General features: G+C 72.2%; 12 protein-coding genes. All 12 read right to left on the reverse strand.

Annotation, left to right across the window (positions count from 1 at the left end):
* Window positions 1–27: 27 nt before the first annotated feature.
* A complete protein-coding gene (locus ACRX5S_RS28105) occupies window positions 28–420 on the reverse strand; it encodes an SCO5389 family protein (protein WP_436775917.1) in 393 nt (130 codons plus the stop codon).
* A 58-nt stretch (window positions 421–478) separates the two neighbouring features.
* On the reverse strand, window positions 479–952 hold the full coding sequence (locus tag ACRX5S_RS28110) for a Fur family transcriptional regulator (protein ID WP_436775918.1): 474 nt from the start codon (window positions 950–952) through the stop codon (window positions 479–481).
* 20 nt (window positions 953–972) lie between these two features.
* The gene (locus ACRX5S_RS28115; RefSeq protein WP_436775919.1) at window positions 973–1827 is read right to left on the reverse strand and encodes a metal ABC transporter permease; all 855 of its coding nucleotides are present in this window, start codon (window positions 1825–1827) and stop codon (window positions 973–975) included.
* Window positions 1824–2774 carry a metal ABC transporter permease gene (locus ACRX5S_RS28120; RefSeq protein WP_436775920.1) on the reverse strand — a complete coding sequence of 317 codons (951 nt, stop codon included), beginning with the start codon at window positions 2772–2774 and terminating at the stop codon, window positions 1824–1826. The genes ACRX5S_RS28115 and ACRX5S_RS28120 overlap by 4 nt, the downstream gene beginning before the upstream one ends.
* An 8-nt stretch (window positions 2775–2782) precedes the next feature.
* Window positions 2783–3559 (reverse strand): metal ABC transporter ATP-binding protein, encoded by a 777-nt coding sequence (locus ACRX5S_RS28125; protein ID WP_436775921.1) that lies wholly within the window; start codon window positions 3557–3559, stop codon window positions 2783–2785.
* A 3-nt stretch (window positions 3560–3562) separates the two neighbouring features.
* On the reverse strand, window positions 3563–4645 hold the full coding sequence (locus ACRX5S_RS28130) for a metal ABC transporter substrate-binding protein (protein ID WP_436775922.1): 1083 nt from the start codon (window positions 4643–4645) through the stop codon (window positions 3563–3565).
* A 90-nt stretch (window positions 4646–4735) separates the two neighbouring features.
* Window positions 4736–6520, reverse strand: coding sequence for an ABC transporter ATP-binding protein (locus ACRX5S_RS28135; RefSeq protein ID WP_436775983.1), 1785 nt, complete (start codon window positions 6518–6520; stop codon window positions 4736–4738).
* A gap of 5 nt (window positions 6521–6525) precedes the next feature.
* Entirely contained in the window at window positions 6526–8283 is a 1758-nt protein-coding gene (locus ACRX5S_RS28140) for an ABC transporter ATP-binding protein (protein ID WP_436775923.1), read from the reverse strand.
* Window positions 8280–9011, reverse strand: coding sequence for a class I SAM-dependent methyltransferase (locus ACRX5S_RS28145; protein ID WP_436775924.1), 732 nt, complete (start codon window positions 9009–9011; stop codon window positions 8280–8282). Before ACRX5S_RS28145 ends, ACRX5S_RS28140 begins: the two co-directional genes overlap by 4 nt.
* Window positions 9012–9043: 32 nt before the next feature.
* Window positions 9044–9835 carry a thioesterase II family protein gene (locus ACRX5S_RS28150; RefSeq protein WP_436775925.1) on the reverse strand — a complete coding sequence of 264 codons (792 nt, stop codon included), beginning with the start codon at window positions 9833–9835 and terminating at the stop codon, window positions 9044–9046.
* Entirely contained in the window at window positions 9832–11025 is a 1194-nt protein-coding gene (locus ACRX5S_RS28155) for a cytochrome P450 (RefSeq protein WP_436775926.1), read from the reverse strand. The genes ACRX5S_RS28150 and ACRX5S_RS28155 overlap by 4 nt, the downstream gene beginning before the upstream one ends.
* A 58-nt stretch (window positions 11026–11083) precedes the next feature.
* The coding region (locus tag ACRX5S_RS28160) for a class I SAM-dependent methyltransferase (RefSeq protein ID WP_436775927.1) at window positions 11084–12281 on the reverse strand (1198 nt) is incomplete at its 5' end.

Below are 12281 nucleotides of genomic sequence, written 5' to 3' on the forward strand. Positions count from 1 at the left end.
CGCGCCCGAGGTGGCGGTCGCGAGGTGTCAGCAGTCGCGCAGGGTCGGGGACTGGTTGAGGAGTTGGCCGCGGATCGAGGTGAACTTGGCGTAGCGGTCCGCGTCGAGCTTCTCGGCGGGGAACACGGCGACCCGGTGGCAGTTCTGGAACGCGAGTTTGACGCCGAAGTGCTGTTCCAGTGAGCCGCGGATCGCGTCCGAGGCCAGGGCTCGCAGCAGTTGACCCCGCTCGTGCTCGTTCGCGGGCGGCACCTGATTGTCCGCGAACGGACCGCCTTCGGCCTCGAGTTGCGTGACCAACGAGGAGATGAGGTACCACGCGTAGGGAAGTGAGGTGCGCACGCAGTCGACGAACTCGGCTGCGTCCACATCCCCGTGTTCGGCTTGCGCTAACAGTTGCGGGGAGACGTCGAGTGACATCGGTCTTCCTTTCGGTCGGGCGGTTCGGTCGGTGCGAAAACTGGTGCCGGAGGACGTGTCAGTGCGGAGGGCCGGGCCGGTCCGGTGGGTTGGCGACGCGGCAGGTGCGGCAGGTGCCGGTGAGTTCGACGGCGTGGTCCACGTCGGTGAAGCCGTGCGGCCTGCCGACCGTCGCCGCCCACCGTTCCAGGGCGGGGGAGTGGACCTCGACCGCGGTTCCGCAGTGTCGGCAGATGAGGAGGTGGTGGTGGTCGTCACGACGTCGCCGGCGGAATTGCCGCTCGCCGCCGGGGGTCAGCCGGGTGTCGGCGGTGCCGTTCCGTTCGAGGAGGGCCAGGTTGCGGTAGGTCGTGCTGAGGCTGATCCGCCATCCCTGGCTGCGCATCCAGGTGAACAGCTCCTGGGCGCTGACGAATTCGCGTTGGGATTCGAGGGCTTGCAGGACGCGCCGGCGGCGGTGGGTGGCGCGCAGGGCGTCGGGTGGTACGGCGAATGCGGCGTCACGCGGGCGGTGGTCGTGGTCCGTGGACATCGTGTTCTCCGGTGCGCGGGTCACCCGACGGCGGCTGCGGGGGTCCTGCCTGCGGGGCGGCCGAGGAGGCGTCCCACAACGCCGTGGTGAGGGGACAGAAGCAAGGACAGGACAAACGCGGAGGCGGCGACGAGGGCGATCGCCGCGCCGGCGGAGACGTCGTACCGGCGTGAGATCTCCAGTCCTCCCAGGGCACTTGCCACCCCCAGGGTCGCCGCGAGGGCGGTGGTGCGGGTGAGGGAGTCCGTCCAGAGGCGGGCCGTCGCCGCGGGGGCGACGAGCAAGGCCAGCGTGAGCATGAAGCCGACGGCGGGGATCAGGACGACGATCACGACCTGTACGAGCAGGAGGAGCACCAGGTCCAGGAGCGCGACCGGGTGGCCGCCCGCGCGCATCCCGTCGTGGTCGAAGGCGGCGAACGTGAACTCCTTGGCCAGCAGGGCGAGTACGAGAAGGACCGCGAGTCCGCACACCGCCGTGACCGTCAGGTCCTGGGTGTCCACGGTGACGATCGACCCGACCAGGAACGCGGAGAGCTTGCGGTCCGGAGCGGGATTCACCGCGACCAACGTGGCGCCGAGCGCGAACCCGGCGGCCAGGGTGACGCCGATCGTGCCCGACGTCGTCTGCCCGGGGCTGCGGGTCAGCGCCACGATCGCGAGGGACATGGCGATGCCGACGATGGCGCCGCCGAGGTGGATGTTGAAGCCCAGCACGGAGGCGAGGACCACGCCGGGGAAGGTCGCGTGGGTCATGGCCATGGCATAGAAGGCGATCCGTCGGAGCACCACCTGGACGCCGACGACGCCCGCCAGGAGCCCGATCATGACGGCTTCCGCGTAGGCGCGGTGGGCGTACGAGTCGAACCAGGTCATCGTGCGCCCCCCGGCGCCGCGAGCGAGGGTGGTGGCGTCGGGCGCACGTGCCCGGCGGTCTCGACGTCGACGGCCGTCGCCCGTCCCGAGCGGCGTCGGCGCAGCAGCCGCGCGGTCCCGGCTCCTCCCACCGCGAGCAGGTACGCCGCCACGAGGGTGAGCACCACCGTGGGCCCGGCGGGCAGCGCGAGGTCGTGGTCGACGGAGGCGGCGTAGCTGACCGTCAGCCCGATGTACGCGCAGGCGACCGCCGCCCCGGCACCGATGGCGACGATGCCGCCGAGCCGGCCGCTGAGGGTCCGGCCGATGCTTGCGGGGACGACCAGCAGGGACAGGACGAGCACCGTCCCGATGGTGCGCACCGCCGCGACCACGGAGAGCGCCGTGACGGCGTTCAGCACAAGGTCGAGGACGCCCACCCGGTAGCCGGCCGCGCGCGCCGCGGCCTCGTCGAAGGTGCGGAACACCAACTCCTTGCCCAGCGCCGCGAGAACGACCAGGCACACGGCGGCGGTCACCGCGGTTTCCGCGATCTGCGCGCGGGAGGTGTAGAGGACCTGCCCCACCAGGAAACTCCGGAAGTCGGAGGTGTACGAGTCGCTACGCGAGACCACGATGACGCCCACGGAGAACATGGCGGTCAGGACCACGGCGAGGGCGGCGTCGTCGCTGGTGCGCCGGTTCCGGGTGAGCAGGGTCAGGGCGACGGCGGTGACCCCGGCGGCGATCAGCGCGCCGGCGAACACGCCGTCCGCGCCGCCCAGGGCGAACCCGATGACGACGCCGGGGAACACCGTGTGGGTGAGCGCGTCGGCGGCGAACTCCAGGCGGCGCAGTACGACGAACACGCCGACGGTGCCGCACAGGACGCCCAGGATCGTGAGTTCGACGAGCGCACGGGTCAGGTAGGGGACCCGGAAGGGTTCGAGGAGCAGTGCGGCGTCCATGGTCGGCCTCACGTCCGGGTGACGACGAGTCCGCCGCCGTCGAACGCCACGACCCGGCCGCCGTAGCAGGCGCACAGCAGGTCGCGTGTGAGCACGGCGTCGGTGCGGTCGAACGCGAACTGGCGGCGGTTGACGAGACAGGTCCGCTCGCACAGGTCCCGGGCCACCGTGAAGTCGTGCGTGCTGACCAGGATGGCGGCGCCTTCCTGTTTGGCCCGGGCGAGTGCGTGGACCAGCACGTCCTGGCTGACTGTGTCGACGCCGCTGAAGGGTTCGTCCAGGACGAGGACGGGGGGTCGTGCCGAGAGGGCGCGGGCCAGGAGCACGCGTTGGCGCTGCCCGCCGGAGAGAGCGCCGAACCGCGTCCCGGCACGGTCGCCCAGTCCGACCTGGGCCAGCGCCTCCTCGGCGGTCGCCCGGTCCTGTCGGCCGGGGCGCCGCAGCAGGCCGATCTTCCGGTAGCGGCCCATGAGGACGACTTGGCGCGCGGTGACCGGGAATTCGGGGTCCAGGCTCGACGCCTGCGGTACGTACCCGATGTGGTCGCGTGCCTTGGCCGGCGGGCGGTCGGCCACGGTCACCGACCCGGACACGACCGGGACCAGGCCCAGAACCGCCTTGATGAGAGTGGACTTCCCGCCCCCGTTCGGCCCGACCAAGGCGGTCGCCTCGCCGGCGCGGATGCTGCCGTCGACGTGCTCCAGCGCGGGGGTGCGGTCGTAGGCGATGGACGCGTCCGTGATCCGGACGCGCACCTGCGCGGGGACGGGTCCGTTGGCGGTCATCGGTCAGCCTCGGAGCGCGGCGACGATGATGTCGGTGTTGTGCTTCTCGGACCCCAGGTAGGTCTCGCCTGCGGAGCCCTGGCCACCGAGGGAGTCCGCGTAGAGCGCGTCCTCGCCGGCCACGACCTTGACGCCGGCCTCCCTGCCGATGGTCTCGGCGGTCTTGGGCGGAAGCGCGCTCTCCGCGAAGACCGCCTTGGCGCCCGCGCCCTTGATCTTGGCGACGATCTCGTTGATGCGGTTGCCGGACAGTTCCGCCTGGTCGTCGAAGCTCGGGATGATCGCGCCCACGAACTGCAACCTGTAGCGGTCGACGTAGTAGCCGAGTGCGTCGTGGTTGGTGACGAGCTTGCGGTCCGCCTCGGGGATGCTGTTGATCCTGGCCTGGTTGTCGGCGTCCAGCGCGTCGAGCTTGGCGCTGTACGCGGAGAGGTTGTTCTCGTACGTCTTCGCGTTGGCCTGGTCCGCGGCGGCGAGCCCCTTCGCGATGTTGGCCACCATGATCTTGGCGTTGAGCGGGTTGTGCCAGATGTGCGGGTCGAACTCGCCGTGCCCGTGGTCGGCTTCCTCCTCGTGCCCGCCCTCGTGTCCGCCCTCGTGTCCGTCCTCGTGTCCGTCCTCGTGTCCGTCCTCGTGTCCGTCCTCGTCCTCGGCGCCCTTGCGCAGCTGCACCCCCGTGCTCGAATCGACGACCGGGCCCTTGAAGCCGGCGGCCTTGACGGCCTTGGGCAGCCAGGCCTCCTCAAGGCCCACGCCGTTCTGGAAGACGACCTCGGCCTCGCCGATCGCACTGAGGTCAGCGGGTGTCGCCTCGAACTCGTGGGCGCTCGCGTTGGCCTTGATCAACTGCGTGACCTCGACGCGGTCGCCGCCGATGTTGCGGACGAAGTCGGCGACCTGGGTCGTGGTTGCCACCACCTTGATCTTGGGTCCGGAGCCGGTGTTCCCGCCGTTCGTGCTTCCCGCGGTCGCGGGGGTGGGCGACGCGGACGGCGTGTCGTCGTCGGACGAGCCGCAGGCGGCGAGAAGGCCGGTGGCCAGCGTCGTCGACGCGAGCGCGACGGCCGCGCGGGTGGATATGCCCATGGGAATGCTCCAGGCGGGATCGGCGAAGAAGAGTCGGCGGACACGCGGTCGGCGGAGACCGCGATACGCTGTTAGTAATGAAAACCATAATCATTTAGACGGGCCGGTGTCCACTCCCTCCGCCTCCCAGGCGTGCGGTATCGACTCCGGCGCACCTGCCAGGCGCCACCCCCGCGCGCGCTCCCGGTCGCGCCAGAAGGCCGCGTACCGGCCGTCCCGGTCGACGAGTTCCCGGTGAGTACCCCGCTCCTCGATCCGCCCGTCCGCCAGCACGAGGATCTGGTCGGCGGCCGTGACGGTCCGGAGCCGGTGCGCGATGACCAGGAGCGTCTTGTCCCGCGCGAGCGCGTTCATGGTGCCGACGAGCGCCGCCTCCGTCGACGGGTCCAGGGCGGCGGTCGCCTCGTCGAACACGACGATCGGAGTGTCCTTGAGCAACGTCCTTGCGATGGCGACGCGTTGGCGCTGCCCGCCGGAGAGCGACGCGCCCCGCTCGCCCACCGAGGTCTGCCAGCCGTCGGGAAGTTCCGCCACCACCTCGTCGAGCCCCGCCTGGGCCGCCACCGCCGACAGCCGTTCGCGGCTTGCGTCCGGAGCCCCGACCCGGACGTTCTCCTCCAACGTCCCGGCGAAGAGGCGGGTGTCCTGGAAGACGGTGGAGACCAGGCCGGACAGCGTCCTCTCGTCGAGGTCGCGCACGTCGACCCCACCGATGCGCACCTCCCCGGCCGCCACGTCCCAGAAGCGGGCCAGCAGCCGGGCGACCGTGGTCTTGCCGCTCCCCGAAGGCCCGACCAAGGCGGTCATCCCGCGCTCCGGCAGCCGGAACGACACGTCGTCCAGCACGGGCTCCGCGCCGTAGCCGAAGCACACCCCGCGGAACTCCACCTCCGCGTTCCGGGGCGCCCGCGGCGTGCGCGGCCCCGGCAGCGGCTCCGCGTCGAGCACGGCGGTGATGCGGTCCAGGCTGTTGGCCGCGAGACGCAGGCTCGCGCCGAGGTCCGCGGCGGCGGACACGCTCTCGGCGAGACGCGTGGTGAGCACCACCAGGGCGAGGAACACGGGTGCGCGCATGTCTCCGCCGAGGACGGCCTCCGCGCCGACGACCAGTACGGCGGCGAACGCCGTCCGGACCGTGAACGCGAAGGAGACCAGGCCGGGCACGCCTCGGGTGATCATCCGCCGGTCCGCGGCGGCCTCGCGCGCCAGCGCCTCGTCCAGCGACCGGTGGCCCTCCGTGGTGCGGCCGAATGCCCGCAGGACGGGCTGGTTCTGTGCGAACTCCACGATGCGCGCCGCCGCGTCGTCGATCGCCCGGTCCCGCCCCCGGTCCAGGCGCCGCACGACCGCGCCGCTCACCGCATACGCAGCGGCGAGGAGCGGCACCGCCAAGGTCAGCGTGAGGGCGATCCGGGCGTCGAAGAACCAGCAGCAGGCGACGATGACCACCGGCGTCACGACCGCGTTGGCCAGCGGCCGCAGCAAGTGCGCGGGTACGTTCATCACCTGCGCGACGCTCTGACCGGCCAGCCTGCCGAGTTGGGCCGGGCGATCCCGGGTGAACCAGCCCAGCGGGAGCGTCGCGGCGTGGTCCGCGAGCCGGTGGTGCAGGGCGCGGCTCAGGCGGGCGCCCGCGGTGAAGCCTCCGGCGATGCTCGCCGCCTGGACGACCGCATAGCCCGCCGCGCAGAGGACCAGCCATCCCAGATAGGGCACCGCAGCGTCCGGGTCGTCGCCGAGCAGGCGCTCCAGGGCCGGGGCGGTGAGGCCGAACGCGAGGCCTTGCAGGACCGCGGCGGCCGTCATCACGGCCGCCAACCGCCTTACCAGACAGGCGTGTTCGGGGTCCAGAGCGTGCAGCAGCCGGCGCAGCATGGTGGTCACACGTTCTCCCGATCAGTGGTGGCGTGCACACGCGCGCGGCGGTGCCACAGCCGGGCGTAGGGTCCGTCGGCGGCGAGGAGTTGGTGGTGCCTGCCTCGTTCGACCACGTGCCCGGCGTCGAGGACGACGATGGTGTCCGCGTCCCGCACCGTTTCGAGCCGGTGCGCGATCACCAGGACGGTGCGTCCGACGGCCAGTTCGCTCAGGGCGTCCTGGACGTGTGCCTCGGAGGTGGGGTCCGCGAAGGCGGTCGCCTCGTCGAGGACGAGGATCGGGGCGTCGGTGAGGAGCGCGCGGGCGATCGAGACACGCTGCGCCTCACCACCGGAGAACGGCGCGTCCTCGCCCACCACGGAGTCGTATCCCCGGGGGAGTTCGAGGATCCGGTGGTGGATGCGTGCGGCGGTCGCGGCGTCGACGATCTGCTCGTCCGTGGCGTCCGGGCGGCCGAGCCGGATGTTGTCCCCGACGGTGCCCGACAGGAGGCGCACGTCCTGGAACACGAAGCCCACGGCGCGGTACAGGTCGGCCGGCGCGATGTCCCGGACGTCCACGCCGCCGATGGTCACGCTGCCCGCGTCGGCGTCGTGGAACCTGGGCAGAAGCGCGGCCAGGCTGGACTTGCCCGAACCGGACGGGCCCACCAGAGCGGTGACGGTGCCCGGGGCGAGGTCCAGGTCGACGCCGTGGAGCACGTCGTGCACGCCGTCGTAGGACAGGCGCACGCGGCGCAGGCGCACGTGGTGGCCGACCGGGACGCGCGGCGAATCCGGCTGCGGCAGAGGCGGTTCGTCGAGGAGGGCGACGATGCGTCCGGCCGCCGCACGGCCGGCCTGGACCTGCTGCAAGCGCGTGCCGACCGCACTCACCGGGAGGGCGAGGGCGGGGGCCAGCAACGCGAACGGGACCAGAGTCGAGGCCGGGACGACGTCCTCGACGACCAGGAGGGCGCCCGCGCCCAGCACGAGAGTGAGGACGATGACGGGTGCGACGACCAGGAACGCGGCCGTGCTGACCACCAGCGTGCGGCGAGACCAGGCGGTGAAGAACTCGGCGAAGCCGTCGGCCGCGTCGGCGAACCGGCCGTGCGGAGTGTGCTCGCGGCCGAAGGACTTGACGACGGGGATGCCGTCCGCGAACTCGATCGCGGCCGAGGTGAGCCGGGTCTGCGCCCGGTGGTACTCGGCCATTTGCGACCCCGCGTCGGTCATGGCCCGCCGGAACAGCAGCGCGCCCGCCACCGCCGGCACCAGGGCGACCAGGGCCAGACGCCAATCGACGACGAGCAGATACACCAGGGCCGCGGTCGGCGTGACCAGCACGGTCGTCACGTCGAGCAGGGTGTGGGCGACGAGCTGGTGCAGCGCGTGCACGTCGTCATGGGTCGCGGCGGTGATCCGCCCGGTGCCGCGCGCGGAGAACCACCCCAGCGGCAACCGGCCGACGTGTTCGGCCAGTTCGCGGCGCAACCGCAGTTGCAGCGTGTTGTCGGCATAGTGGCTGAGGGTGGCGGCGGCGTAGCCGAGGGCCAGGGCGAGGACGGCGGCACCCGATGCCACCGCGACGAGTGGCCACATGCGCGCGCCGGGCAGGGCGGGGTCGTCGAACAGCCGCCGGGCGAGTTCACCCACGGCGACGAAAGGGACGACTCCCACCAGTGCGGCGAGCGCCTGCGCGGCCACGGCGACCGCCAGTTGCCGGTGCGCACCCCGGGTCGCCCGGCGCAGCGGGCGTTCGGGAGTGGGCGTGGTCATGGGACGAGGACTCCGATCTGCGGGACGACGTGGGAGCCGACGCGGGTGATCCGGCGGATGGCCATCGCGGACTCGGCGGCGAGCCGGTCGATGTCGTACGCGTGCCAGTCGTAGCTGTCGGCGACCTCGCGGACGGGCTGCCCGTCCTCCTGGAGGACCTTCCACGTGGTGGTGAAGCGCGTGCGGTCGGCGGCCACGGGTTCGGCGGCGATCCACCACTCATAGGTCTGCCGGCCGATGCGCTCGCGTAGCGACAGCGTCGGCGGCATGGGTCGCGGGGTCGCGGTGCCCATCAGCTCGATCGCGATGAGCCCGCCCGGGGCGAGGCGTTCGGCCAGGCGGCGCCACAGCTTCACGCGTTCGTCGCCGTCCAGGTGTCCGGCGACGCCGAACACCACCGCCGCGGCGATCTTCTCGGGCAGGGCCATGTCCTGGGCGGAGCCGTCGGTGACGGTCACCCGGCGGCGCAGATCCGGGTCGCGGGCGATCCGGGCGGCGAGGACGGCCCGCATCGTCGCGGACGGTTCCGCCGCGACGATCTCGGCGTCGGGCAGCGCGTCGGCGATGACCCGGGTGACGCGTCCGGTGCCGGCGCCGATTTCGACCACCGTGCCCGTGGACGCGTCGACGTCGGCCAGGACCGCGGTCAGGGCCGGCCCGCTGCTCGCGACATGGCGGGCGGCGACGAGGTCGTAGAACTCCGCGGAGGTCGAGTAGTAGTCGATCACTGGATCGGATTCCTCGTGTTCGGACGCATGCGTCAAGGGGTGCTGGGCCAACGGGAGTTCGTGACGGTCGCGGTCGGGTCCAGACGACCGGCCAGGGTGGCGACGACCTCGCGCCGGTGCGGCGTGAGGTAGAAGTGGCCCCCGGGGAAGACGTGGACGCGCATCCCGGCGGTGGTCAGCGCAGCCCACGGTTCGGCACGGTCCGCCCCGAACTCCGGGTCCGCGTCGCCGGTGAACACGTCGATGGGACAGCCCAGGGGTGCTCTCGGCCGGGGCCTGTACGTCTCGATCAGCCGGTAGTCGTCGCGGACGTACGACAGCACCGCGCGGCGCAGGTCGGCGTCGGCCAGCACGTCCCGGTGGGTGCCGCCCAGGCGCTCCAACTCGTCGCACAGCCCGTCGTCGTCGCGCAGATGCACGGTGCCCGCGCGGGCGGCGACCGGGGCCTCGCGCCCGGACACGCACAGCCGCACCGGCTCGCGCGCACCCCGGCGGCGCAGTTCGTGGGCGAGCTCCCACGCCACCGCCGACCCCATGCTGTGCCCGAACAGCGCGTACGGCCGGTCGCCGAGAGCGGTGACGGCGTCGGCGATGTTGCGGACGAGGTCGTCCATGCCGTCGACCGGGGGGTCGCCGAACCGGTCCTCGCGGCCCGGGTATTGCGCGGCGACCAGTTCCACACCGCCGGGCATCAGGGCATCCCAGGCGCGGTAGCTTCCCGCGCCGCCCCCGGCGTGCGGGAGGCACACCAGGCGCAGTCGGGCGGTGGGGCGCGGTGTCCAGCACCGAAGCCAGCGCTTGCCGTGGTCGGCGGGGCGTGTCACCAGGCCACCGGAAGGGACTCGATGCCGAAGGTCGCGGACTCCTGCTTGAACTCCAGTTCTTCGAACGGCACCGCGAGTCGCAGCGTCGGCACGCGGCGGAACAGCGTCTCCAGGGCGATCTCCAGTTCGAGGCGGGCCAGGTGCTGGCCGACGCACTGGTGGATGCCGTAGCCGAAGGCGACGTGCCGGGTGGTGCCGCGGCGGAAGTCCACGGTCGCGGGGTCGGGGAAGACCTCCGGATCGTGGTCGGCCGCGCCGAGCAGCGCGATGAGCCCGTCGCCGGCCGGGATGACCGCCCCGTCGACGTCGACGTCCTCGCCGGCCACCCGCAGCGGAATGGAGTCGGCGATGGACAGCACCCGCAGGAGTTCGTCCACCGCCGCCGGGAACAGGACGGGCTCGTCGCGCAGTTCGGCCAGGAGCCCCGGTTCGCGCAGCAGCAGGAGCGTGCTGAGCGCGATCATGTTGGTGGTGGTCTCGCGTCCGGCGATGACGGTGATGCCGATGGTGGACAGCAGTTCGTGGTGGGTGACGTTGCCGGTACGCAGGTGGTCGACGACGAGTTTCGACAACAGGTCGTCGCCGGGCTCGCGTTCGCGCAGTGCGATCAGGTCGGCGAGGAGCTTGAACAGATCGCCCAGAGCGGCCGAGACCTCCTCCGCGGTGCTGCCCCGACCGCCCGACACACGGGTGATGTCGTGGAAGAACTCCAGGTCGTCCTTGGGTAGTCCGATGAGTTCGCAGATCGTGGACGTGGACACCGCGTTCGCGTAGGCGGGCACGAGGTCCGCCGCCGAGCCGGCGTCGAGCATGCGGTCCAGGAGCGCGTCGGTGATCTCCTGCACGGCCGGGCGCATCGCGCGTACGCGCTTGACGGTCAGTTCCGGCAGCAGCATCCGGCGGTACCGGGTGTGCTCCGGCGGGTCGGTGCGGATGAACGGGCGGGACTTCGCGCCCGCTTCCTGCTCGCCGATGCCCATCGCGGGGAAGTTCGGATGCCGGATGTCGGCGCTCGTCGCCGGGCTCGCCAGGACCGCCCGTACGTCGTCGTAGCGGGTGAGGATCCACGCGGTCTTGCCGGTGGGCAGGGTGACGCGGGCCGCGGGCTGCTCCTCGCGCAGCCTGGCGTACGCGTCGGGGACGGTGAACGGGCAGGTACGCGGGATGGGGAAGTCGAGCGGGTTGCTCACTGGGGTCCTTTGCGGCAGTCGTGGCGGGGAAGACGGCGGGCAAGTACTTGCGCGCGTTTCAAGCAGGCGGCGTGGCCTGGTGTTTGCGGAGGACGGCGAGAGGCGGACCTCCTGGCCTGGACGCGAGGCGTTCGAGGACACGTCCGCTTTCGCGGGCGACGCGGTCCAGGTCGAACGCGTGCCATACGTACGCGTCGGGGACCTCCCGTACGAGGGCGTCGCCGTCGTGTACGGTCCACCGGCTGCGCAGGCGCATGCGATCTGCGTCACCACCGACTGCTCCGGGAGCCGGGCCCGTGTCGGTTCCCGCTGTCGGTGCCGGGCAGGCTTCCGGTTCCCCGGAGAACCACCAGGTGTAGGTCTGCCGCCCCACGACGGCGCGGGCCAGGCGGAGTTCCGGCAGCGTCGCGGGCCGTTCCAGGTTCATGAGTTCGACGATGATCGGCGCGTCGGGCGCGAGGCGTTCGTCGAGGCGGCCCCACAGGGTCGCACGCGCCTGCGCGTCCAGGTGGCCGAGGACGCCGCACAACACCACCGCGCTCAACGAGGCGGGCAGGTCGAGGTCGGGCGCCGCTCCGTCGGTGACGGTGACACGTCGGCGCAGGTCCTCGTCGGAGAACACGCGCGACGTCAGTGCCGCGCGCATGCCTGCGGAGGGCTCGGCGGCCACAATCTCCGCCTGGGGGTACGCCCGTGCGACGGCCTCGGTCACCAGGCCCGTACCGGCACCGAGGTCGAGGATCGGGCCGCTGCTCGGATCGATGCCGGCGAGCGCCGCGACGACCGCGGGCACGGACCCGGTGGCCGTGTGCCCTTCCGCGACGAGGTCGAAGAACTCCGCCGACGCCGAGTAGCCCGCGGGAGTGACGGGTTCGGTCTCGGCGACCGAGGCGTGGGGCGACGGAGTCCCGGTCGTTTGCGGTTCGGCGCCGCCCGACAGTTCGGTGCCGCCCGGCGGTTCGGGTCCGTCCGACAGTTCGGTGCCGTCCAGCGGTTCGGTGTCGCCCAGCAGTTCGGTGACGGCCAGCGGTTCGGGGGCGCGGGGTCGGACGATCTCCGGCGGGCCCAGGAGATCCGCGATCTTCGACCAGATCCGGCACACCGTGAGGTCGAACTGCGCGCCTCGCAACACGTCCGCGTCCCTGTCCGCCGCGTCCCGCAGCCCGTCCAGCGCGAGTGCGATGGCGTCCGGCCACAGTCGCGAGAACACGTCGCGGAAGCTGTGGCCCTCGGTGTCGCCGACCACGGACGTGGTC

This window comes from Yinghuangia sp. YIM S09857 (assembly GCF_051388915.1).
Lineage (GTDB): Bacteria > Actinomycetota > Actinomycetes > Streptomycetales > Streptomycetaceae > Yinghuangia.

Bases quoted from the DNA above. Each gene is read 5' to 3' on its own strand.
- ACRX5S_RS28105 (WP_436775917.1), bottom strand. From the start codon at position 420: ATGTCACTCGACGTCTCCCCGCAACTGTTAGCGCAAGCCGAACACGGG.
- ACRX5S_RS28115 (WP_436775919.1), bottom strand. From the start codon at position 1,827: ATGACCTGGTTCGACTCGTACGCCCACCGCGCCTACGCGGAAGCCGTC.
- ACRX5S_RS28135 (WP_436775983.1), bottom strand. From the start codon at position 6,520: ATGCTGCGCCGGCTGCTGCACGCTCTGGACCCCGAACACGCCTGTCTG.
- ACRX5S_RS28130 (WP_436775922.1), bottom strand. From the start codon at position 4,645: ATGGGCATATCCACCCGCGCGGCCGTCGCGCTCGCGTCGACGACGCTG.
- ACRX5S_RS28120 (WP_436775920.1), bottom strand. From the start codon at position 2,774: ATGGACGCCGCACTGCTCCTCGAACCCTTCCGGGTCCCCTACCTGACC.
- ACRX5S_RS28140 (WP_436775923.1), bottom strand. From the start codon at position 8,283: ATGACCACGCCCACTCCCGAACGCCCGCTGCGCCGGGCGACCCGGGGT.
- ACRX5S_RS28110 (WP_436775918.1), bottom strand. From the start codon at position 952: ATGTCCACGGACCACGACCACCGCCCGCGTGACGCCGCATTCGCCGTA.
- ACRX5S_RS28125 (WP_436775921.1), bottom strand. From the start codon at position 3,559: ATGACCGCCAACGGACCCGTCCCCGCGCAGGTGCGCGTCCGGATCACG.